Annotated in this window: 25 protein-coding genes and 3 tRNA genes; 9 read left to right on the forward strand and 19 right to left on the reverse strand. The window is 30.3% G+C overall.

Going from position 1 to position 23,639, the window contains the following annotated elements; all coding sequences use genetic code 11:
• Nucleotides 1–52: 52 nt before the first annotated feature.
• From J3477_RS05320 to J3477_RS05385, 14 genes are all read right to left on the reverse strand, one after another.
• Complete coding sequence (locus tag J3477_RS05320; protein ID WP_206868557.1) at nucleotides 53–1,273, reverse strand: RtcB family protein; 1,221 nt, start codon at nucleotides 1,271–1,273, stop codon at nucleotides 53–55.
• Nucleotides 1,254–2,714 carry a TROVE domain-containing protein gene (locus J3477_RS05325; protein ID WP_206868558.1) on the reverse strand — a complete coding sequence of 487 codons (1,461 nt, stop codon included), beginning with the start codon at nucleotides 2,712–2,714 and terminating at the stop codon, nucleotides 1,254–1,256. Before J3477_RS05325 ends, J3477_RS05320 begins: the two co-directional genes overlap by 20 nt.
• A 537-nt stretch (nucleotides 2,715–3,251) precedes the next feature.
• Nucleotides 3,252–3,788 carry a cysteine hydrolase family protein gene (locus tag J3477_RS05330; protein WP_206868561.1) on the reverse strand — a complete coding sequence of 179 codons (537 nt, stop codon included), beginning with the start codon at nucleotides 3,786–3,788 and terminating at the stop codon, nucleotides 3,252–3,254.
• 84 nt (nucleotides 3,789–3,872) lie between these two features.
• Complete coding sequence (locus tag J3477_RS05335; RefSeq protein WP_206868563.1) at nucleotides 3,873–4,328, reverse strand: 8-oxo-dGTP diphosphatase; 456 nt, start codon at nucleotides 4,326–4,328, stop codon at nucleotides 3,873–3,875.
• A 70-nt stretch (nucleotides 4,329–4,398) separates the two neighbouring features.
• Nucleotides 4,399–4,683 carry an ArsR/SmtB family transcription factor gene (locus J3477_RS05340; protein ID WP_228731249.1) on the reverse strand — a complete coding sequence of 95 codons (285 nt, stop codon included), beginning with the start codon at nucleotides 4,681–4,683 and terminating at the stop codon, nucleotides 4,399–4,401.
• A gap of 143 nt (nucleotides 4,684–4,826) precedes the next feature.
• Nucleotides 4,827–5,147 carry a rhodanese-like domain-containing protein gene (locus J3477_RS05345; protein WP_206868567.1) on the reverse strand — a complete coding sequence of 107 codons (321 nt, stop codon included), beginning with the start codon at nucleotides 5,145–5,147 and terminating at the stop codon, nucleotides 4,827–4,829.
• 215 nt (nucleotides 5,148–5,362) lie between these two features.
• Nucleotides 5,363–6,046: a hypothetical protein gene (locus J3477_RS05350; RefSeq protein WP_206868568.1), complete on the reverse strand. Its 684-nt coding sequence runs from the start codon at nucleotides 6,044–6,046 to the stop codon at nucleotides 5,363–5,365.
• Nucleotides 6,030–6,689 carry a nucleoside deaminase gene (locus J3477_RS05355; protein ID WP_206868570.1) on the reverse strand — a complete coding sequence of 220 codons (660 nt, stop codon included), beginning with the start codon at nucleotides 6,687–6,689 and terminating at the stop codon, nucleotides 6,030–6,032. Before J3477_RS05355 ends, J3477_RS05350 begins: the two co-directional genes overlap by 17 nt.
• Nucleotides 6,690–6,958: 269 nt before the next feature.
• Nucleotides 6,959–7,033 (reverse strand) — tRNA-Cys (locus J3477_RS05360).
• 18 nt (nucleotides 7,034–7,051) lie between these two features.
• Nucleotides 7,052–7,127, reverse strand: a tRNA-Phe gene (locus tag J3477_RS05365).
• 3 nt (nucleotides 7,128–7,130) lie between these two features.
• Nucleotides 7,131–7,207: transfer RNA gene (locus tag J3477_RS05370), tRNA-Asp, on the reverse strand.
• A gap of 59 nt (nucleotides 7,208–7,266) precedes the next feature.
• Complete coding sequence (hslO, locus tag J3477_RS05375) at nucleotides 7,267–8,151, reverse strand: Hsp33 family molecular chaperone HslO (RefSeq protein WP_206868572.1); 885 nt, start codon at nucleotides 8,149–8,151, stop codon at nucleotides 7,267–7,269.
• Between the two features lie 2 nt (nucleotides 8,152–8,153).
• The gene (locus J3477_RS05380) at nucleotides 8,154–8,903 is read right to left on the reverse strand and encodes a class I SAM-dependent DNA methyltransferase (protein WP_206868574.1); all 750 of its coding nucleotides are present in this window, start codon (nucleotides 8,901–8,903) and stop codon (nucleotides 8,154–8,156) included.
• A gap of 388 nt (nucleotides 8,904–9,291) precedes the next feature.
• Nucleotides 9,292–9,543 carry an alpha/beta-type small acid-soluble spore protein gene (locus tag J3477_RS05385; protein ID WP_206868575.1) on the reverse strand — a complete coding sequence of 84 codons (252 nt, stop codon included), beginning with the start codon at nucleotides 9,541–9,543 and terminating at the stop codon, nucleotides 9,292–9,294.
• 540 nt (nucleotides 9,544–10,083) lie between these two features.
• Between J3477_RS05385 and J3477_RS05390 the strand changes: the two genes are divergently transcribed.
• The 3 genes from J3477_RS05390 to dapB are packed head-to-tail and all read left to right on the forward strand — an operon-like array spanning nucleotide 10,084 to nucleotide 12,772.
• Nucleotides 10,084–11,073, forward strand: coding sequence for an aspartate-semialdehyde dehydrogenase (locus tag J3477_RS05390; protein WP_206868578.1), 990 nt, complete (start codon nucleotides 10,084–10,086; stop codon nucleotides 11,071–11,073).
• 42 nt (nucleotides 11,074–11,115) lie between these two features.
• Nucleotides 11,116–11,997, forward strand: coding sequence for a 4-hydroxy-tetrahydrodipicolinate synthase (gene dapA, locus J3477_RS05395; protein WP_206868579.1), 882 nt, complete (start codon nucleotides 11,116–11,118; stop codon nucleotides 11,995–11,997).
• A gap of 13 nt (nucleotides 11,998–12,010) precedes the next feature.
• A complete protein-coding gene (gene dapB / locus J3477_RS05400) occupies nucleotides 12,011–12,772 on the forward strand; it encodes a 4-hydroxy-tetrahydrodipicolinate reductase (RefSeq protein WP_206868580.1) in 762 nt (253 codons plus the stop codon).
• Nucleotides 12,773–12,842: 70 nt separating this feature from the next.
• On the opposite strand, the gene J3477_RS05405 is transcribed toward dapB, so the two are convergent.
• Both J3477_RS05405 and cobO read right to left on the reverse strand, forming a co-directional pair.
• Nucleotides 12,843–13,982, reverse strand: coding sequence for a pyridoxal phosphate-dependent aminotransferase (locus J3477_RS05405; RefSeq protein ID WP_206868581.1), 1,140 nt, complete (start codon nucleotides 13,980–13,982; stop codon nucleotides 12,843–12,845).
• A 1-nt stretch (nucleotide 13,983) separates the two neighbouring features.
• Entirely contained in the window at nucleotides 13,984–14,523 is a 540-nt protein-coding gene (gene cobO / locus J3477_RS05410) for a cob(I)yrinic acid a,c-diamide adenosyltransferase (RefSeq protein ID WP_206868582.1), read from the reverse strand.
• A 479-nt stretch (nucleotides 14,524–15,002) separates the two neighbouring features.
• Between cobO and dapD the strand changes: the two genes are divergently transcribed.
• Nucleotides 15,003–15,713: a 2,3,4,5-tetrahydropyridine-2,6-dicarboxylate N-acetyltransferase gene (gene dapD, locus J3477_RS05415; RefSeq protein ID WP_206868583.1), complete on the forward strand. Its 711-nt coding sequence runs from the start codon at nucleotides 15,003–15,005 to the stop codon at nucleotides 15,711–15,713.
• A gap of 95 nt (nucleotides 15,714–15,808) precedes the next feature.
• Here the strand turns inward: dapD and J3477_RS05420 are convergent, their stop codons facing one another.
• Both J3477_RS05420 and J3477_RS05425 read right to left on the reverse strand, forming a co-directional pair.
• Nucleotides 15,809–16,468 carry a single-stranded DNA-binding protein gene (locus J3477_RS05420; RefSeq protein WP_183278219.1) on the reverse strand — a complete coding sequence of 220 codons (660 nt, stop codon included), beginning with the start codon at nucleotides 16,466–16,468 and terminating at the stop codon, nucleotides 15,809–15,811.
• Nucleotides 16,469–16,584: 116 nt separating this feature from the next.
• Nucleotides 16,585–17,337, reverse strand: coding sequence for a polysaccharide deacetylase family protein (locus tag J3477_RS05425; protein WP_371876567.1), 753 nt, complete (start codon nucleotides 17,335–17,337; stop codon nucleotides 16,585–16,587).
• 137 nt (nucleotides 17,338–17,474) lie between these two features.
• On the opposite strand from J3477_RS05425, the gene J3477_RS05430 reads away from it, so the two are divergent.
• The 5 genes from J3477_RS05430 (at nucleotide 17,475) to J3477_RS05450 (ending at nucleotide 22,098) form a co-directional block, all read left to right on the forward strand.
• Nucleotides 17,475–18,005, forward strand: a complete 531-nt coding sequence (locus J3477_RS05430) for a DUF4364 family protein (protein ID WP_206868585.1) — start codon at nucleotides 17,475–17,477, stop codon at nucleotides 18,003–18,005.
• Nucleotides 18,006–18,365: 360 nt separating this feature from the next.
• Nucleotides 18,366–18,617: a TIGR03905 family TSCPD domain-containing protein gene (locus tag J3477_RS05435; protein ID WP_206868587.1), complete on the forward strand. Its 252-nt coding sequence runs from the start codon at nucleotides 18,366–18,368 to the stop codon at nucleotides 18,615–18,617.
• Between the two features lie 421 nt (nucleotides 18,618–19,038).
• The gene (locus J3477_RS05440; RefSeq protein WP_206868589.1) at nucleotides 19,039–19,683 is read left to right on the forward strand and encodes a hypothetical protein; all 645 of its coding nucleotides are present in this window, start codon (nucleotides 19,039–19,041) and stop codon (nucleotides 19,681–19,683) included.
• Nucleotides 19,684–20,043: 360 nt separating this feature from the next.
• Nucleotides 20,044–21,081: a glycosyltransferase family 4 protein gene (locus J3477_RS05445; protein ID WP_206868590.1), complete on the forward strand. Its 1,038-nt coding sequence runs from the start codon at nucleotides 20,044–20,046 to the stop codon at nucleotides 21,079–21,081.
• Nucleotides 21,082–22,098, forward strand: coding sequence for a lysylphosphatidylglycerol synthase transmembrane domain-containing protein (locus J3477_RS05450; protein ID WP_206868591.1), 1,017 nt, complete (start codon nucleotides 21,082–21,084; stop codon nucleotides 22,096–22,098).
• Between the two features lie 132 nt (nucleotides 22,099–22,230).
• Here the strand turns inward: J3477_RS05450 and J3477_RS05455 are convergent, their stop codons facing one another.
• Nucleotides 22,231–23,427, reverse strand: coding sequence for a glycosyltransferase family 4 protein (locus tag J3477_RS05455; protein ID WP_206868592.1), 1,197 nt, complete (start codon nucleotides 23,425–23,427; stop codon nucleotides 22,231–22,233).
• Between the last annotated feature and the right edge of the window lie 212 nt (nucleotides 23,428–23,639).

A 23,639-nucleotide genomic window follows, 5' to 3' on the forward strand; every position in this document is an offset into this window, starting at 1 on the left:
AAACTGACTACTTATAAAAAAGCAGTCAGAGGATTAAAAAAAGTAAATTCATTTAATTTGCCTTAAAATTATAAATTGGTTTAATTATTTTAATATCTTCTGCAGTTTCATTAATGTTAGCTAGAATTTCTTCTATTGGTTTATAAACCATAGGTGCCTCATCAATGGTAGCTTCATTTACTGAAGTTGTAAATATTCCTGACATAGAAGCTTTATACTCCTCTAAGGATACAGTTTCTTTTGCCTTAGTTCTGCTCATAAGCCTACCAGCTCCATGTGGTGCAGAATAGTTCCAGTCTTCGTTACCTTTTCCCCTGCAAAGTATGCTTCCATCTCTCATATTTATAGGAATCAATAGCTGTTCACCTTTGTATGCTGCTATGCTGCCTTTTCTTATGATATTGTCCTTAAAATTTATATAGTTATGAGTTGTGTGAAAGAAGTTATAACTATTTAGATCCCTACCAAACATCCTATTAAGTATTATAGAAGCCATAGTCTCTCTATTAAGCACTGCATATTCTTGACATATTTCCATATCCTTTAGGTAAAACTCTCTATATTTTCCTGATAAAAAACAAAGTTGTCTTGGATATTTAGGCTGAAGTTCATCATATTTTTCCTTCAACTTTTTAAGTTCTTTTTCAATTTCTTTTCTTTTTCCTTGAGACTTATATTCCTTAATCAATGCTTCTTTTTCTTCAAAGAAGCTCTCTTTTCCGCTGCAAATATCTATTGCTAAGCTCTGATAATATTCAGCAACTTGCTTTCCTAAGTTTCTGCTTCCTGAATGAATAACTAAATAATGATTCCCATCTTCGTCTTTGTCAACTTCTATAAAGTGATTTCCACCACCTAAGGTTCCTATACTTCTTTCAATTCTTTTACTATTATTAAGTGCTCTGTTACACTCTAATTCCGCAAGCCTTTTAAATCTCACTATTCTACCTTCATGTGTTGACATTCCTGATGGAACATATTTATTTATTACTTCATCTAGTAGCTCTAAATCTATTTCATCTTTGCCGAGCTCCACAGTAAGCATTCCACATCCTATATCTACACCTACAATATTAGGTATAACCTTATCCCCTAAGTCAGCTGTAAAACCTATAACACATCCTGCGCCTGCATGTGTATCTGGCATTATTCTAACCTTACATCCTTCAGTAAAACTTTGATTACATAAATTATATATCTGATTTAGCGCCTCTTCCTCAATATTGTCTGTAAAAATCTTAGCCCCGCTATATTTACCCTGTACTTCTATCATAGTTATTCTCCCCTTTAAAATAATATTCTTCTATTTCCTTAGTTATTGTACTGACTCCCAACTCTGCTTTATTAATAAACTCCAGAACTTTTTCATTCCATCCAGCAATTATATTTACCCTGTTTCCCTTAAATTGCTGAGTTCCATAACCTAATAAATCAATAGCATGAACCCAAACATTAGGGTTAATTTTACTCCTATATTCCTCCACTAATCTTTGACAAGTATTTTCATAACCACAATTTATCTCATTATCTGAAATTATTATTATTCTATCAATATATATATTATTTTCTATTAAATATTTTATTGGTAGTGCAATATCTGTGCCTCCACCTGTAACATTCACAGATTCAGCATTAGCAATAATGCCGCCTTCGTTAGACATTGGATTATGATGAAGAGTATAATCAAAGGAAACTGTTATTGCCTCTTCACATATGTGGTTTGCCATGGCCATAAATAACACTGCAATTTCTGCACAGGTTGTATCACCCTTATCGCTTAAATTAGAATTCATTGAACCCGAAACATCTGCTGCAATAAGTGTTAAACCTTTTAATTCCTCTATATTTTTAGTTGATATTTTCATAGCTTTTTCTAAAGCACTATAAGCCTTTGAAGTTATATTTCTCTGATTTTTTAAATTCTTATAGGCAGTATAATATCTGAAAGGTAGCTGCTTACTTTTTAAAACTCTATTTTCATCACTTAATGCTGTATATACCTTTTCAATATTATCTGGTCTTGCATTTATTATATTTCTTAAATTACGAAGCATAGTCATATATCCAAGCTTATTGCTTTCTATAAGTGCTTCCCAAGCTTCCTTAGTATTACCTCTCTTTGATAAAGTACTTTCCCAAGTTTCAGGAGTTTTTATTGTATCCTCTAATACAGCCTTAAACAATGTTTCCTGTTCTTTATTCTTAGGTTTTGGATGAGTAAGACATAATATATCCTTTAACATAATAGCTTTTTTTCTATTATACTTTCCTAAAGAATATTCATCAAAGGTTAAAAACTTATCAGCTATCCCCTTTTTTAAAGAATTTGGCAGTGGTTTTCCGTAGGTATTGATATAATATGAAAGAATTTCAGTCATATCATCTACTCTCTCTACTACTTGGTTTAGTAATTCTCTTACATAGGGCTTTCCTTCTTTTGAATATGCAAGCTCTCCAGTTAATACATGAGATATACTTCTTAAGTGAAATTCTCTTCTAGAATATAAAGAAAGATTAGCTACAAAACTGGGGTCTTCTTTAATAGCTTTCCTAATGTCTTTCAATAAATCATTAGAGTTATCTCCATAAAACTTAGCCTCACCAAATAAGCTTGTTAGGACTCCAGATACTAATCTATCTTTTAAAGGCATTTCATATGCAATATGACCTGATTTATTCCTAGAATACCCGTTTATTCTATTAAATTTGCTCATTTTGTAACCTCCATTCTTTTTATAATTTATAAAGCTTTTATTTAGTAAATAGAAATTTAATTAACGTTTTAATATGACAGAGAGAAAAACTATCCGAGTAACTGATGTAACACTTAATAATCATATTTATATTTAAAAAATAATTTTCAGATCAAAGTGATACATCCTTAGTGCTCTACCAACTGAGCTATTCATCTGCCTAAGACAAATGAAGCTGGAATCGAACCAGCGACACCTACAACTCTAATCGAAGTATCTCGAATATGCACTGCTCCATCTGTAAGTATCTTCCTTACAATGTATATTATATAAACTTAAGGATAAAACTTACAGACAAAAACCTTGCAATGTTTCTTAAGAGTACATTAAAAGACTTAAGTATTAACATATAAATTAAACACGCTAAGAGCTCCAACCTAAGCTACATAGCGTGTTAATGTTAATAAATATATTAAATTATTATATTGCTATTAATGTTCAGCAAGTATATATTATTCTCTTATCTAAATTTTTCAATTATAGATATATATTATATTTTTAGTTAAACTCAATTTCATCTGTATACATAGACTTAACAAATCTTCCACCCAAAAGAGTGTTATGATGCTCAACTATTTGCTTTGAAGTTAGTACAGGTCCATCAAAAGTACTATTTGCATCTCTAACTAATACATTATCATGATATCCTAAACTATAAGCACATCTACAAGTAGTATCCAAGCAGAATTCTGTCTGCATTCCTACTATAATTAGTTTTTTAATTCCTTTTTCTTTTAGGGTATCATCTAAACCTGTTTTATAAAATGAATCCCAAGTTGTCTTCTCTATTACAGTTTCATTGTCCAATGGTGTTATTTTGGGATGAATATGCCATGTTGGTTTTGTTCTATTATACTCATCTTCATCTTTACTAGTATGTTGAATGTAGATTACTGGAGTACCTGTATTTCTAGCCTTTTGAAGTAAAAGATAAATATTATCTAGAACCTTCTCACCATTATATAAGGATTGATTCTCATAGGAATACATAGCAACTTGTACATCTACAATTAACAGTGCTGTTTCTTTAGCCATTACAAAATCCTCACTTTCAAATTAATATAGAAAACACTTAAAGTTAAATTATACTACTCAAAAATAGCTTGTACTAGCTAAACTCTATAGCAATCTTAATTTACTTAAAGTATGTTCGTTCCATACACCAAAGCCCTCCGAGTACTTATTTTCGAAAAACATTGGTAATCGCTCTTTGAAGCCATCAGCAAGCGCAAGCTCTTGTAAATTATCTTTATCTACCCAAAATACATTACCTTCAATTGTATTTTCTATGAGGTCTCCACTAAAGTTCTCAGTTCTAAAATTGAACACAAAATATTTTTCTTTTGTTTCATCATTGTACCAATATATAACTCCACAAGCTTCTAAATTATATACAGTAAGACCTGTTTCTTCTCTTATCTCTCTGATAGTTGATTCTACTATGCTTTCTCCATCTTCTATATGACCTCCCGGAAATGATATTCCTTTCCATGATTTAATCCTATTTTGAACTAAAACCTTGTTATTTAATTTATCATAAATCATGCACATATTGGTCAATTCTACTTTTGACATTATTCCTATCCCCCTTTACTATGGAAAAATCCTATCAAAACCTTAAGTCTTGATAGGACTTCAAACGAAATTATTTACAATAATTATCTCTTAGTACTTCTACTAGTTTACTTACTCTTAGATCTAAAATAAAGTAAGTACTAGTTAATCCTTTTTTGTTATAATCAACTATCTTGTGTGCTTTTAGCATAGCTAAATGCTGAGAAATAGCAGATTGAGTCAAATTACTCAAACTCTCATTCAGTTCACTTACTGTCATAGGTCTTTCCAGTAAATGGCACACTATCAGTAGTCTATTTTCATTTGCAAGTACCTTTAAAACTTCTGAAACTTCTTTAGCTTTGTCTAGCATTATATCCCTGCCTCTCCTATCTTTCAACTTATATAGGTGAATTCAATTTACTAAATAGGTGTTTGTTTTTATTTTCATCATACTTATATAATACACTTTAACATTCTATTTGACTTTATACTCAAACATTTTTGTAGATTTATGTTCTACCTCTCAAGCGATCTTAAATATGATCCAGTTCCGCCAGATACATTTACTACCTTGTATCCCCTTGTACTAAGCTCGCTACAAGTCTTTGCACTTCTACCTCCAGATTGACATATTATATGATATTCTTTTTCTTTATCTAAATATTTTTCTGGATCTCTAAGTATTGCTCCCATAGGTATATTCATTGCTTTCGGAATATGCCCATCTTCGTACTCATACGGCTCTCTTATATCTATTAAATTTATCTTATTTATAACATCATCAACATCATGAACACTTATTGCTCTAAAATTTCCTCTTTTAATGAATGAAAACATATAATTCCTCCATTGATATCATAAAAATATATTTTATATTATTCCCTTAATTACCAAAAATACAACTTAATAATATAAGAATATTAGAACTTACTTATTTACTTATATGATATTTCATTCTTTTGCTTAAGTCAATACATGAAATAATGACCCAATCAATTTACAGGAAAATCTATATGGATAATATATATTTTTTATATATAATAATACTCTATTTAATTTTCATTTGACATTCCTTCGAAAGCAACTTCATCTTTATCATTAAACAATATATATTCAAAGACTTTTGAGCTATATCCTGAATATTTGGCTTCCTTATCAAACCTCAGATTTTCACTGACAGATAGCTTTTTCTGTTCTTTTGGATGTACTATAAATTCATTTTTTAAAGTAATATATTCTTGCTTTATATCTTCTTTTACGAAAGATGGTGACTTAATTTTTATGTAAAATTTTTGTGTATAATTACTGCAATTTATTATTTCTATACTTCCATTTACATTTAGTTCGTCATTATTTCCGTTAAAGTTCACTGAAGTTTTATCTCTATCTAGATATATAGATTTTAAATCTATAAAGGATCCTTTATAGATTTGAATACACTGATTCCACATTTCAGGAAAAACACTTATCAATACTACTGTTATCATCACTCTTCTTAAAGCTGTCTTAATTATAGCTTTTTCTCTTATTTCATTAAGTTGTTGTAAACAACAATATATTCCTACTATAACTATTAATCCAGCATAGTGAAATGTCCAATTATTACCTTTAAGAGGTTTAAATATTCTTTCTACAAATATATCTTTTGTATTATTGCTATTTCCTTGCAACACAAACAATATTGCTAATCCTAAATAGCAAAGTATTATTTTCTGCACTTTAGATAATTTTTTCAAAACTTTCTCCCTTATATAATCTGTCAGTTATTTCATCGTATATTTTCTCAATTGGTTTGCTCATACTTAAAGCATTTTGAAAATATCCTTCTTCATACAATTCCTTTGCTAACAAAACTCCATTACTGCAATATTCACTCCAAGAATCTAGCACGGCTTGCTGTAGGATATGTTGTGTTTTATATTCGTACGCTGCTTGAAGGCAAATCTGAAATGCCTCCAACTCCTCATTTTCTCTACTAAAATTCATATTTTTACTCTTTATATAACTCATTTTATCATTTAGTTCTGTAGCCCCAGCATAGCCATCTCTTGCTGCATATTTTATATTTCTTATTCCCACCATAAGCATAGCTCCAAAACACATTGGACATGGCTCCATTGTTGTATACAATGTATATTTTTTTATATTTAGATGTTCTTCTCGTTTCAAAGCTAGCATAGCAGTAGTTTCCGCATGTGCCATTCCAGTACCAGCCAATGGATTATTACTTAAAGTATCAAAGATTCTATTTCTACCTCTTGATATTATCTTTCCGTTCTCATCAACTATAACAGCACCAATTGGAATAGTATTTTTCTTAAAAGATTCCCAAGCTAAAGAAAACGCTTCCTGCCAAGCATAATTTAAATCTCTCCACATTAAAATCTCCCCTTTAAAATTTACAATTTATAGTTATTATAGCACAATATGCCGTAAAATTTGTATTTTTAGTTGTTTTAATGCTTGAATTACTCTTCAGCTTCCTAATAATTATCTCATCCTAAATTTAATAAAATTTAAAAATTCAATCTATAAAACTTTTTAAATTTTTGTCTATTTAACTATATAACTTTTTAAATAGTAAAAAGTGACCTGTATTATAACTTCTTTCAAGTTATAATACAGGTCACTTTCTTTCGATATTAATTTGGAGGCGCCACCCGGATTTGAACCGGGGCATAAAGGTTTTGCAGACCTTGACCTTACCGCTTGGCTATAGCGCCAAATTAAATTAAAATAAATGGTGGCCAGACCAGGAATCGAACCAGGGACACGAGGATTTTCAGTCCTCTGCTCTACCGACTGAGCTATCTAGCCACGTGGCGACTCAGAAGGGGCTCGAACCCTCGACCTCCGGCGTGACAGGCCGGCACTCTAACCAACTGAGCTACTGAGCCATATGCTTCTATCGTCCACGTATTATATTATATGAACTTTAGAAGACTTTGTCAATAAATTATTTCGTCAAAGTATTTATTAATTCTCCAACTTGTTCATTAGTGAATTTATAAGCCTTGTTGCAAAAATGGCATTTTAATTCTTCTTCTTTTCCTTCTTCATATATTTCAGTAAGATCTTTTAGACCAATACTTATAAAAGCTCTTTCAACTTTTTCTCTTGAGCAATCACATTTATATAGTGGTTCAATGCTATCATTGATCTTTAAATCCATTCCATCGAATATATATTCAACTATTTCTTCAATAGTTTTTCCTTCAGTTATCATAGTAGTCACAGGTGGTATTTCTTCCATTCTATAAGATAGAAGATCAGCTAATAGTTCGTCAGCCCCAGGCATCATTTGAATTATAAATCCACCAGCAGCTTTAATTGATAAATCATTATTAACTAAAACTCCAAGCGCCACAGCAGATGGTGTTTGCTCAGATGTTGTAAAGTAATACGCAAGATCTTCTGCTACCTCTCCAGTATAAATTGGCACTTGTCCTACGTAAGGATCTTTTAGACCTAAATCTCTTATTACAGTTAAGTTACCATTCTTTCCTATAGCTCCACCTACATCAAGTTTTCCTTTAATATTTAAAGGAGGTTCAACTGCTGGGTTTCCTATATATCCCTTAACTGTACAATCTGGATATGCAGTTACGGTAATACCTTTTGCATCTCCTCCACCATTGATTTGAAGCGTTAAAATTTCCTTTTCAGATTTTAGCATTGCTCCCATTAGAGTTCCTGCTGTAAGCATTCTTCCAAAAGCCGCAGCTGCTGTAGTGCTGCATTCATGTATTTTTGTTCCTTCGTCAACTAAATTAGTAGTTATTCCAGCTATAATTCTAACCATTCCATTTTTAGCCGTAGCTCTTATAATCTTATCATTCATAATTAATTTACCTCCAAATTCTTAAGAACATATACTATTCTTTCACTATCTCGTTCTATACAGCTATTCTTATATCCATCGTACTTTCCAATTATTTCGAACCCTGCGTCCTTCACCATTGACTCTATAAAATCTTCTTTGTAAGCTCTTTCTTCATGAATTTCTTCAAACCTTTCATATAGCTCTCCATTTTTAACGAAAAAGGTTAGATTCATCTCCACTATTTCATCTTCAAATATATTCTCCCAAGTGTAAAAAATCTCTTCAGAATTATATGTAAAAATATTGTTACCGAGAATATCACTTAATTTATAATAGGAATTTATATCAAAAACAAAGATTCCATTTTCACTCATATGTCTTTTTACAGAAAGAAAATAGTTTCTTAAATCTTCAATATCTAATATGTAATTAGTTGAATCCAAAACGCAAGTAACTAAATCAAACTTTCTATTAAGAGATAGTTCACTCATATCCTGACATACTATCTTACATTTCATTCTTTCTTCCCTAAATTTTTTGTCTGCATTTATAAGCATACTATCTGATGAATCAACTAAAAATATGTTTTTAAAGTTCTTCCCTAAGATTGCTGCTACATTTCCTGTTCCACAAGCTAAGTCTAAGTAATACTCATAATTTATGTTGTTATTTTTACATAAATCCAAAATGAAGTCGCTTATACTGTTATAGTTAATATCTTCATATATCAATTGATCATAAAGATTTGCAAATTTATTATAGCTGTCCATTTAATAATAATCCCCCACACTAAATCTACTAAATAATATATTATTAATTTTCTGCTAAGTCAATGATATATGTTTATCTTTCCCTTTTTATTCGCTAAAATGATACATTTTCACTAGTTAAAAGCATCATTCCTAGTTTGTTAGTATATATAATGTTCCAACTTCAACCATTAAGTTATGCATGCCCGAAAATCCTCAGAAACCACTATTTTCGAACATGTATAACTTAAGTTTTCACAATGGAACCCTTTAGATAAACTACTTCATGTTTAAATCTATCCAAATAAAGATGTACCAATTCGATCCCTTTATATTTTCAAACCTCTCAATTCTTGTAGTTAAAGATTCCAAAAATATACGTTTTACTACGAAATGGTACATCGTCTTCTTACTTTCTTCCTAAAATTTCATCATTGCTCGGTATTTTAAGATTCTTTTTTCTTTTAGTCATTATACCGCCTATTCTTCCAGTTTCTTCTGCAGTTAGCCCACCCCAACCTTCTGAATCAACTTTATCTTTAAGTCCCAATTCTTCTGCAATTTCATATTTCATAGACTCTCTAAGCTTTTCAGCATCAGACAGCTCTCTATTTGATTTGATTTTAGATTTTATGACTTTTTTTAATGGTGTTTTACTCATAAGAAAGTCTCCTTTTTCTTATTTTTTTCTATTATTGCCATATCAATTTACAGTTATACCCCTACTACTATTTAGCTGAATACAATAACCAAATTTATTATGTTAATTATTAATACATAAAGAAAAGTTACATGTAGGCTTTCAATACTACTTTTTATTCATGTCTACCTCAATATTTTAAATGGCCCTATTACATATATATTTTTCAAGACTCTACAGTTCTTCAATTTTTTTATACTTAACTAAACTTTCATAAAAATTCTATTAAATATACAGTTTTTAATGCTACCATTACAAGCTATCATCTGTTGTGGAAAATATTAAAGATAAAAGATAACACCTTGATATGATTTAAAAATATACTCTTTATTATGATGCTACATACATATATTATGCGAAAATTAAAATTTAAAATTCAAAAAATTTCATCTGTAGCATAAATTATAGTGTATAATTAATTTAATGTAACATTAGGATTGTGATATAATAGATTTGATTTATATTTATGCATAAATTTAAAAAAACTTAGGAGGGATTGTTTTGTTTAATGTAGCAATTGTTGGGGCAACAGGTAATGTTGGAAGAAAGTTCATTGAAATACTTGCAGAAAGGGATTTTCCAATTAAAAACCTGTACTTGTTTGCATCAAAGAGATCTGCAGGCAAGACTATGAAATTTAAAGATATTGATTATGTTGTTGAAGAATTATGTGATGAGAATATTAAATCGAAGAAAATTGATTTTGCATTATTTTCTGCTGGTGGAGACGCAAGTCTTCAGTTTGCTCCTAAATTCGCAGAAATAGGTGCAGTTGTTATAGATAATAGTAGTGCTTGGAGAATGGATCCTAAGGTCCCTCTTGTAGTTCCAGAAGTTAATCCAGAAGATATCTCTTGGCATAATGGAATAATTGCAAATCCTAACTGCTCTACCATTCAGGCAGTGGTTGCTTTAAAGCCACTTTATGATACGTATGGAATAAAGAGAATCGTATATTCTACTTATCAAGCTGTATCTGGTGCTGGCCTTCAAGGAATATTAGACCTTCAAGATGGAGTTAAAGGAGAAGCACCAAAGAAATTTCCTTATCCTATAGCAGGAAACATTCTTCCTCATATCGATGTATTCACTGAAGATGGATACACTAAAGAAGAAATAAAAATGATACTTGAAACCAGAAAAATTCTCCATAATGATGATTTAAAAATCACAGCTACAACAGCAAGGGTTCCGGTATTAAACAGCCATAGTGAAAGTATTAATGTTGAACTTTTAAAAGAGTTTAATCTCGAAGATGTTCTTACTTTACTTGGAAACTCTCAAGGTGTAGTTGTATATGATGATATTAAGAGCATAAAGTATCCGACACCATTATACGTAGATGGTAAGGATGATGTTTATGTGGGTAGAATCAGAAGAGATTTTAGTTTAGCTAATGGTTTAAACCTTTGGGTTGTTGCTGACAACATAAGAAAAGGCGCTGCTTTAAATGCAGTACAAATTGCTGAGATAATGATTAAGGACAAATAATTATAAAATATTTTCAAATTTATTAGGCATGGAGGTATAATTATGTCTTTGTTTAAAGGATCTGGTGTTGCTATAGTTACTCCTTTTACGGAAAATGGAGTTGATTTTAAAAAGTTAGAAGAACTTCTTGAATGGCATATATCAAATAAAACTGATGCTATAGTTGTATGCGGCACTACAGGTGAAGCTTCAACCATGACTGAAAGCGAAAAGAAGGAAACTATAAAGTTTACTGTAGATGTGGTTAAAAAGAGAGTACCAGTAATTGCAGGTACAGGAACTAATAATACTGCTTACTCTATCGAGATGAGCAAATGGGCTGAAAGTATAGGCGTTGATGGACTTTTAATAATAACGCCTTACTATAATAAGACATCTGAAAGAGGATTAATAGAACATTTTAAAGCTATAGATAATGCTGTAAATACACCAATTATACTTTATAATGTACCAGCTAGAACAAATGTAAATATAAGCCCGAATGTTCTTTTGAAGCTTACTGAACTAAAAAATATAGTAGCAGTTAAAGAAGCAAGCGGAGATTTAAGCCAAATAGCAAAAACAAAGGCTCTTTGTGGTGATAAAATAGATATATACTCCGGAAATGATGACCAGATAATTCCTATACTATCTTTAGGAGGAATAGGTGTAATATCAGTGCTTGCAAATGTTATTCCTAGAGAAGTTCATGATATGTGCGAACTTTTCTTAACAGGAAAGACAAAGGAAGCTTTAGATATTCAAATAGGTACTTTAGAACTCGCAAACACTTTATTTATAGAACCTAATCCAATTCCAGTAAAGACAGCTTTAAATCTAATGAATTACAATGTTGGACCTTTAAGATTACCTCTTTATAAAATGGAAGGCGAAAATCTTGAAAAATTAAACAATGTTTTAAGAAAGCATAATCTTGTAAAGTAATGGGGGTAAAACTATGACAAAAATAATATTGAACGGTTGCTGTGGAAAGATGGGAACAGTTATTTCAAATCTTGTAGAAAAAGATGAAAATCTTCTAATAGTAGCTGGAATAGATAAATTTCCAAAAGGTGAAAGAAGTTATCCTATTTTTAGTGATTTAAATGAATGCACCTTAGAATACGATGTATTACTTGATTTTTCGAGACCAGATTCACTAAGACCAATACTAGCTTTTTCAGAGAAAAATAGCAAACCAGTGGTTCTTTGTTCTACTGGATATGCTACTGAAGATTTGGCTTTAATTGAAGAAAAATCAAAGGTACTTCCTGTATTTAGATCTGCTAACATGAGTGTTGGAGTAAATCTTGTAAACATGCTTCTTAGAAAAATATCACCTGTTCTATATGAAAACTTCGATATTGAAGTTATAGAAAAGCATCATAATCAAAAAGTGGATGCTCCTTCTGGTACAGCAGTTATGCTTGCTGAAACTATAAAGAACTCTATTGAAGAAGATACACACTTCGTATATGGAAGAGAAGGAATCGCAAAGAGAGACCATAAGGAAATCGGTATTCATGCAATACGTGGTGGAAGTATAGTTGGAGATCACGACGTTATTTTTGCCGGAGATGGTGAAGTTATTGAAATAACACATAAAGCTATTTCAAGAGAAGTTTTCGCTGTAGGTGCTTTAAAAGCAAGTGCTTACATGGGTAAAGTCTCAAAACCAGGCCATTACGATATGGAAGATGTATTGAATCTATCATTCTAAAATACAAAAAGGCTGCAGTAGACGAACAATCTACTGCAGCCTTTTAATATTTCCCAAACACAAACTATCTTTATTTCTCAAGTTCTTTTATAAACTCTTCGATCAAATCTAAAGCTTTTTCTAATTCTTCAGTACTATAACAATATGAAATTCTCATAAAGCCCTCTCCACCTTGGCCAAAAGCACTTCCTGGAACACAAGCTACTTTCTTTTTCTCTAATAATAATTCACAAAATTCCTCTGAACTCATATTGAATTTTTTTATCGACGGGAATATATAGAATGCTCCCTTAGGTAATTCCACTTCAAAACCCATATCCTTAAGCCTATTATATACATAGTCTCTTCTCTTTATAAATTGGGCTTTCATATATTCAACATCGTTAAGACATTCTCTAAGTCCAACATATGCACCATATTGAGATATTGAAGTAGCACATGATACATTATATTGATGCACCTTCATAAAGTCATCCATTAAGTCCTTATTTAAGCAGAAGTAGCCTAATCTTAATCCTGTCATTGAAAATATTTTAGAAAATCCACCAATGAATATAACCTTATCTTTAATCTCCTTAACTTGACCTATGGAATGATATTCATCATAACAAAGTGCACTGTACATTTCATCTGTTATCACAGTTAGATCATATTTTAATATAAGCTCTTTAAGCTCACTTAGCTGCTTCTCTTCAAGTATTGCACCTGTAGGATTTGTAGGAAAAGATAACAAAAGATATCTTGAACCACTATCCTGTACAGCTTCCTCTAAAAAATCTATATTTAGAGAAAAATCATTATTCAACTTATAGTTAACCACTTCTCCGCCTACAAGCTTAACACAGCTTTCATACGCCGGATATGCAGGAGTTGGAATCAGTACCTTTTCTCCTTTATCTATCAAGGTCGTAAACACTGTAAAAAGAGCTTCACTACCTCCTGCTGTTATACAAATTTCGTCTTTGTCATATTCGATTCCAAAGCTATCTAAATATCTGCTTATCTCATCTCTTAATTGCTCTAATCCTGCATTTGATGTATATGTGGTTTTTCCTTGCTCTAAAGCCTCTATCATCGCTTCTTTGATCTTCTTAGGCACTGGAAAGTCAGGCTGGCCAAGGGTAAGTGATATAGCACCTTGTATTTTTGCAACCTTATTAGAAAATTTTCTTATACCTGAAAGTTCTATTTTATTTACATTACTATTCATATTAATATTCTATCCCCTCTCTTGCTACTACGCCTTTTTCATAATAATGCTTAATATCCTTCATTTCTGTTACTAAATCTGCTCTTTCAATTAATTCTTTTGGAGCATTTCTACCCGTCAAAATCAATTCCATATCTTCAGGTTTGCTGTCTATAAGGTCTGTAATCATTGAAACTTCTAGAAAGTTATTGTAAATAGCAGCCATTACCTCGTCTAGTATCAATATATCACATTTTCTTTCTTTTATTACCTCTTTAACAAAATTGTATGCCTCCATTATTTCACTCTTCAGCTCAAGCTTCTCTTGATCATTTAATGTCCAAACAAAGCCCCTTCTTTTTTCAAATCTATATATCTTAAAATTAGGTGAATGTAATTCTGAAGAATTAAGTTCACCAGTTTTATTACTCTTTAAAAACTGGACCATAATTACTCTCATTCCATCTCCCACAGCCCTGAAAGCTAATCCTAATGCAGCAGTAGTCTTTCCTTTACCATTTCCTGTATATATCTGAACATACCCTTTTTCTAACTTCGCCATCAATTATCACTCCTCTTTCGCATTTATATCAAGGGAAATAACATCATCTATGAGTTTCGCTTGCCCTTTTATTTTTACATATTTATTCTATTAAACTGCATAAAAATTCATTAAATTATATACTTTAAAAATTTTCAATTAAAACCATACTAATTTATCTAATAAGCCCTGGTACAATATTTATTTATATGTTATTTATAAAAAAAACTTTCAATACACCATTGCAATCAGCAATTATACAAGGGTCTCTCTGTTTTTAGAATCTTAAATAAAATCATAATACATTGACTAATTGGCAAAAAATGTATTTATAATTTAAAATATTATAAAATATATTTTACATAAGCTGAGGCAATTTCGCCATAATATTTTATAAAAAATGAATTTTTTCTCCTTACCCCTTTCATAATCAGTTAAGTTTTATTATAATTATCTTATTGCATATTACATAACTACGCAATAGAGGAAAGGATGATATAATGAGTTATAATTTTACTGATCCATATGAAATAGCTAGATTTATAAAAGAATCAAAGAAATCAACTCCAGTAAAAGTTTACGTTAATGGAGATTTAAAAGATAGCGACATGACAAATATCGAATGGTATGGCTCTGACAATTTTTACGTACTTTTCGGCGAAAGCGATGACATTACAAGAGTAATTCTTGATAATAAACATAAAGTAAAACATTTTAGAGTTGAAAATGATAGAAGAAACTCAGCAATCCCTATGCTAAACTTACTTGATATAGATGCTAGAATTGAACCAGGTGCTATTATAAGAGATAAGGTTACAATAGAAAAGAATGCTGTTATAATGATGGGTGCCGTAATAAATATAGGCGCTGAAATAGGCGAAGCAACTATGGTTGATATGAACGCTGTAGTTGGTGCTAGAGGAAAGCTTGGAAAGAGAGTACATCTTGGTGCTGGCGCTGTTGTAGCTGGTGTTCTAGAACCACCTAGCAAAACACCATGTATAATCGAAGATGATGTTCTTATAGGTGCAAACTCAGTTATTCTTGAAGGAGTAAAGGTTGGAGCTGGATCAGTGGTTGCAGCTGGATCAGTTGTCGTAGACGACGTACCAGCAGGAGTTGTTGTTGCTGGAACTCCTGCAAAGATAATTAAAAAAGTTGATGATAAGACAAAAGACAAAACTCAAATACTTGATGATTTAAGAAAGTAACGATAAAGAATCACTAATGAAAATATATTAGTGATTCTTTTTTAACAAAAAAATAAGGGCGAATACTCGCCCTTTTAATATGTTCAAACTAGCTTTTAAACTGCACCTATTTGATCATCATCTACTAATTCATTTTCCCCATTTACTCTTTCCATCTTTGAAATTGAAACTTCGTAAGCTACTTTTCTAATAACTTCTTCATCAGAAACCTTTTTTTGATACTCTCTGCTTTGAAGTCTTCCCCATATTCTAATATTATCTCCAACGCTTAAAGTCTGGCAGAATCTTGAGTTTCTTCCCCATGCTATTGTAGGTATATAGTCGGATTTGTTGTAAGCTCTATTTACAGCAAGCAGTACATCAGCAATCTCTCTGCCAAAAGGAGTTGTCCTATATACTGGTTCCTTACATATATACCCGTCTAAAAAAATTTCATTTGGGTTTTTGCTTCTTTCATCACATGGTCTAATGTCACGAGCAAAAACTGTTAATATAAGCTTGTTAGCTCCATCTACAAATTTATTATAAGACCTCAATTGTCCTTCAACAATTATATCAGTCCCTATGCTTAAATCAAAACTAGTAAGTAATCTTTCAGATATTGTAATGTTTAACATATCCTTTGAATCACTTAATCTCATTACCTCTAAAGAAAAAGTAAGGAACTTCTCCCCATACATCTCGTGGCTAAAATCCAATCCTGAAGCAACAGTTCCCTCAAGGTAAATTTTATTATTTAACATTAAATTATCCATTTAAACCCCTCTCTCCCTCGTTTTTTAAAATTTTTATTTTTTGTTATAAAGTATAAATTAGAAAACAACTTATTTCCATTATAATACATTTAATGCCTTTTTTACAATATGTTTTTTTATTGGTTAACTTTATGTTGTTTACCATCGTTGTCCAAATCAAAATTATCCTTATAAATAAGGTCACCTACAGGTACAAATTCATAACCTTCACTCTTCAGCTTCTGAAAGATTTTTTTTAGATTTTCAGGAGTATACTTTCCATTATTATGGAAAAGCAATATTGAGCCTGGCTTTACATTTTTAATTACTCTTTCATATTCTTCATCTGCTCCTTTGTTCTTCCAATCAACACTATCAACATCCCACTGTATACAGTAATACCCCATCTTTTTAACTGCATTTACCACGGTATCATTATAAGAACCGCTTGGACACCTAAAAAGCTTGGTCTTATATCCGGTATTATTATATATAATATCTTCAGTCTTCTTTATTTCAGAAACCATCCTATCAGTTGATATTTTAGTAAAATCTGGATGTATATAGCTATGATTGGCTATTTCATTCCCTCCTTCCTTTATTTTTTTTAGTTTCTCTACATTTTCTTCATTTGAATTTACCCAGCCTCCCATGATAAAAAATGTACCTTTTACATTATATTCCTTCATAATGTCTAATATACTTCCAAGGTTGTCCTCATCTGTCCAATTGATATCAAAGGTTATAGAAATTTTCTTATCCTTAGTATCAACAGAATATATAGGTAAGGACTTTTTTACCATCCAAGCATTCACTACTGTTGAGGCAATAGCTGTTGTGACAAATATTAGTACTACAATCAAAAATATAATTATTTTGTTTTTCTTCAAATGAATTCCTCCACAATGAAGTCTCTTTAAAATAATATTCAGCAAGCTACTAAATAATGACAATAAAAATTTTCATATAGAAATAGTTAAGTTTTATGCTATAATAAAGCTATACTGGTGAGTGGGAGGATAAACGTATGAATGATAACACATTAGAACTAGCGGAAAACAAGCTTCTGCTTTTATATATAATTAAATCTATTAAGTATCCAATATCTAATGCCCAATTAACTGAAATTGTTTTAGAAAATAGTTTCATTAATTACTTTTTCCTTCAACAGTATATTACAGAGCTTATCTCTTCAGGTTTTATTAAATATGAAGATACGAATGAAAAGAAACTGTTATATATTACGGATGTAGGAAATAAAGTTTTAACTTTATTCAAGGATAGAATTTCTCCTCAGCGATTAAATGTAATAGATGATTATCTAAAATCAAGTATAGAAAAAATTAAAAGAGAACTTACTATATCTGCAGATTATACACCAGACCAAAACAATACTTTTGTAGTTAATTTAAAAGCAGTGGAAGATGATAGTTTATTGATGGATTTAAAAGTAAGTGTAGCTTCAAAAAAACAAGCCGTTGCATTATGTAGCAAGTGGAAAGAAAATCCTTCCATAATCTACAATAATATAATCAACGTACTCATAGAAGATAAGTAGGAAATTTGATACATGTAAAATGCATGCTAAAAACTCTCTTAATAAAGATTGTTCTTACGCATGTATATTTTTTTACTGTAAAGAAACCTCTAAAATTTAAAACTAACTAAACCTAGATATTTCAATGGCTTAGAGTTTTTTCATGTCTATACAGTAAAAAAACAAAACGTATTTGACTGCCAAATTTTCCTAATATATATTCAGAAAGGCAGATGCTCATATGTAAGATATTAAGCTTATCATTAATGCCACTTTAATAAAACCTAGTAATGTAGTATAATTACTTTAAAAACAAACTTGGATATAATCTCTACAGATTATGTTCAATATAAAATCAAATTTAAGAGGGGGAAGACTTAAATGAACTCATACAAAACATCTAACGTGTGTGCAAAGGAAGTAAGTTTTGAAATAGTTGACAACAAGATATCTAGCGTAAACTTTTTAGGAGGCTGTAATGGTAACCTAAAAGGAATATCTTCACTTATCGAAGGTATGGAAGTTAATGATGCTATGAACAGATTAAGAGGTATCACTTGCGGAACTAAGGGCACTTCATGTCCAGATCAATTATCAAAAGCTTTAGAAGAATATTTAAGCAAAACTATATAATTATATACCCTTGTAGCAAAAAGCATGAAAAGATATTTATATCCTTCATGCTTTTTTCACATTCTAAACTCTCATAATATCTATATAAATTACTCAGTAATAAAAAATCTCTATAACGTCTTCTTTGTATATAAGCCTTTCTTAGTGTATATGAGAAATCTTACAAACTGATAAATTTTATTTTTCACTTAATATAAAGTTATAGATTAAGATAATGAACTCTCTGAGTCACAGTTGCTTGAAGATTTTACACTTTCCTATGGGATAAAAATATAGTATAGTAGTAATACTAGCTAATTTATATTTTAAACTCAATATGAGCATCTATGAATACTTGATAGCTGTACTTTAGCTTCACATGATATTTAGATTCTTATATAGCTTTAAAAAATAAGGAAGATTATGCAGAAAGGTGGTAGCAATGGAAGACTTTAATACACAAAATCATTCTAAACTTTTAGAAATCAAACTCTCAATTTACGACTCTGACAACATACATTATGGTGGAAGTCAGTATTGGTTTCCCAAAAAGACGCACCAATTAAGCGGTTGTGGTCCTGTTGCTGCAGCTAATATAACTGCTTACTTATCCAAGTTAGTTCCAGATAAGTTTAGTAAACTTTATCCTTACAAGGATATTATAAATAAACAAGATTTTATAGAACATATGATAGAAGTTCGAAAGTTTGTAGTTCCAGGTATGTTTGGACTTACTTCTGTGACTCAATTTAGCGATAATATTTTAGCTTTTTGCGAAAGCAGAGGCGTATCATTGGTTCCCCATATATTAGATGAACAAGCAAATATGCAAGAAGCTATGGACTTTATCTCTGAAGCACTTCATCTGAAATTGCCAGTTGCTATTTTAGTACTTAAACATCCAGTAAAAGAACTAGAAGAATACACTTGGCATTGGATGACAATAACAAATCTACGCTTTGAACAAAAAAATAATAAGTATTATATTTCAGTTTCAACTTATGGAGAATTTCATGAAATTGATTTAGATTTGCTTTGGAATAACAGGAGACCTAAAGACATAATAAGGTTGGCGTATTTTGCTTAAATAAATTGTTTTTTTGAAACTTCAATTAAACTGAATTTCACCTACATATGATGCTTCAATTATGTTCTCAGAGAATTAATATGCATCCTAAATTAATATAAAATTAATTGATTAGAAATCCATACTATGAAAAACATACAAACATTCTCTATAAAACTGCTCATGATACTTCGATATATCATGGGCGGTTTTTTTCATGTATTTGTTGTTTCATATATTTAAATTTACTATCTATAATATAAACCTACCTTTATATCTATATATTTTTTTACATTAAATGTTGCAATTAAGAATATGTAATTAAAATATACAAAAACTAAGCATGAAAGTAATTTAATAACTTTTAAAGGAGGAACTTTCATGCCTACTATTAATATGCTCTCCTCTGCTGAAAAAATAAAAGGCCAAGGAGTTATGTCTGCCTATATCGAGCAAGTGAATTTAGTAACACATGGCCTTACAGAAAACTATAAGGTAAAGGTAAACAACATATTCTTTTGTGATATAATGCACTATCATACAATTGATTTCAAATTTTTCTTAAGCATTCCACTGGCAAAACTTCTCGGAACAAGTGTGGCATATGTGCATTTTGTGCCAGAAACTATTGAAGAAAGCCTAAAACTACCATCATTTATAAAAAAGATATTTTATAAATATATGATTTGGTTTTACAAAAGTGTTGACCATTTGGTGGTAGTTAATCCTTATTTTATAGATGTTCTGAAAAGTTATAAAATTGATGAACATAAGGTAACCTATATTCCAAACTTCGTATCAGAAGATAATTTTTATAGATATGATATTTCTAAAATCAATGCTATAAAGAATGAATACAAAATTCCTTTAGACAAATTCATTGTCTTAGGAGTTGGTCAAGTTCAGACTAGAAAAGGTGTAACGGATTTTATTGAAGTTGCAAAAACACTTCCTGACATACAGTTTATCTGGGCTGGTGGTTTTTCCTTCGGTTCAATAACTGATGGTTATAAAGAATTAAAAAAAATCATTGAAAATCCACCATCTAATGTTAAGTTTTTAGGCATAGTTGAAAGAAGCAACATGAATGATATTTATAATATTTGTGATTTAATGTTTTTGCCATCATTTAATGAACTTTTTCCTATGTCAATTCTAGAGGCTATGGCATTAAAAACACCTATACTTCTACGAGATTTGGATATATATAAAAATATTCTGTTTGATAGTTATTTAAAAGGAAACAATAATGTAGAATTCACTAACTTAATAAAATCTATTGAGGATAAAGGTGTAAACTATAAACTTTGGTGTGATAATTCAGCCAAATGCCATGATTTTTATTCTAAAGATTATGTATTACAAATGTGGAGACAGTTTTATGATGAAATCTATAATAAGAAACTCGGGAGAAAGTAAATGAAGAATAAGATATTAAACATAATCATTGTGGTAGTTTCTGCTTGTATTTTCCTATCATTTTTCCTTTTTACTAAAGGTCTTAATACATTAATACGTGAAATAAGAAATTTAAGCGCAGGCTGGATTATATTATCAGTGCTAATGATGATTATGTTTTTGTTTTTCGAAATGTTGGTGTTATATGTTATAATTAAACAATTTTATAAAATTGATAACTTGTTCACTAAATGCTTAAGATTTGAAGTGATTGGTCAATTTTTTGGAGCTATCACTCCTTTTGCTGCTGCTAGCCATCCTGCCCAATTATATGAAATGAATGAAAGCGGAATTCCTGCTGGTACTGGCGTTTCTATATTGATGATTAAGTTCATGCTACATCAAGTTATAAACATTATTATTTTAATCTTAGCAATATTATTTAAGTTTAAATATTTTTATTCAAAAGTACCCTATTTTTTATATTTTTGTATATCTGGCCTTGTGGTACATGTAATAATTATGATAATTGCAACATTGTTTTTAATAAGTAAAAAGTTAACCCGAAACATATTAAATTTTTGCTTAAATGTACTAAAAAAAATAAAGTTAATGAAGAATCCTGAAGAAACTTATAGACATGTTGAAGCTGAATTAGAAACATTTCATAAAACTGCCACTACGATTATTAAATATAAAAAATTATGTATCTATGCATCTATTTTTACATTTTTGCAGTGGCTGGCATACTTTACTATACCTTATTGTATTTATAGAAGCTTTGGATTTAATTATGTTGATCTCTTTACAATGATAGCAGCTCAAATTTTCTTAATAAACTTTATGGCAATAATCCCCCTTCCAGGAGCTGAAGGTGGTGCTGAAGGTGGCTTTTACCTTATGTATGGTTTATTTTTTAAATCAGGGACCATTATAACAGCAATTTTCTTATGGAGATTAATCACGTACTACTCTTCAATCGCAATTGGCAGTATATTTACTTTATTACTACCCAATAATAAGTTAAATAAAAACTAGTATAATAGTTGTATTATACTAGTTTTTATTTATAGAATTCCACTTTATGCATCATCATCTATAAAGTGGTCCACTCCATAAACTCTTTTATTTGTTTTCAGAATCTTATTATAACTTAAAGATTTTATTATATTAAGTTTTGTGGTTTATCAAAGTACCTAAATCTAACCCTATTTCCTCACTTCTATTTATTGCTCTAATATACTTTTCTAAAACTTTATTTGCAAAAATTCTACTTGAATATTCATTAGCTTTTATTTCAGCATATTTTTTCATATCATTTCTTAATAAATCATCCTTTAAAATTCTATCAATGTGTTCTTCAAATTCTGATTCTTTCTTATATGTATAACCATTCTTTCCTTGATCAATCACTCCTTCAATACATGGATCGTACTTGCATACTACTGGACATCCACTACTTAATGATTCAAGATAAGTTAATCCTTGAGTTTCGCTAGTTGATGCTGTAACAAATATTTCAGCAATTTTATAGTATTTATATACCTCATTTGAATTTACCATTCCAGTAAATATAACTTTCTCCTCTATATTTTCACTAATCACTTGATTTTTCAAGTTATCTAAGTATGGTCCCCCACCTACAATTAAGAGCTTTATGTTTCTATTTTTCTTCATTAACTTAGGCATAAATGAAATTATTTCACTTATATTTTTTTCCTGTCCAATTCTACCTATATATGCTACAATTCTATCTTCCCTTTTAATCTTAAGCATATTCATAATTTCCTGTTTTTCTTCTGGAGAAACTTGTTGTTTAAATATGCTCAAGTCTATTCCAGTTGGAATAACGTAAATCGGTTTATTAATTCCATAACCTACTAGTGAACTTTTAGCTTTTTCTGTCGGTGCTATAATACTATCTAAACTATTTAACAACATCTTTATCATTTTAGCTGAAGTATTTTTATTTATTATTTTTCCGCCTAATAAATAACATAGATAATCTTCATACATCGTATGATAAGTATGTATATGCGGAATATCTAACTTATTTGAAATATATTTTGATACCATCATCATAGAAAACTCTGTTTGAGAATGGATAATATCTGGATTCCATCTTATAATTTCATTTACTAATTTGTTATGTAAAGGGAATTTAATTCTAGCATCAGGGTAAACCCCTATTCCAAAAGATTTCAAATAGTATACATCCCCATGTATTTCTTCATGGCTGCTATGAGATAAAGTTAGAATCTTAACCTTATGTCCCATTCTTTTTAATTCATTATATAAATTGTTCACCGAGGTGATTACACCATTTACCATGGGGAAATACGTATCTGTTGTTATCACAATCTTCATTAGCTTTGCCTCCTGTTACTGCTATTTAAGAACATTTTTTATCTAAACTACAAATTTCCTCTAAACATTAACTAGTGTTTCCATTAATTAAATAAAAAATCGCTGAAGCGACTTTCTTCGGCGATTTTTTTTTGCGCATCTGCCTTTCCGAATGCATATGAAGAAAATTTGGCAGGAGAAATTCAAAATCATTTTGTATATAAATTTATTTT

Source organism: Clostridium zeae (assembly GCF_017312485.1).
Classification (GTDB): Bacteria; Bacillota; Clostridia; order Clostridiales; family Clostridiaceae; genus Clostridium_AR; species Clostridium_AR zeae.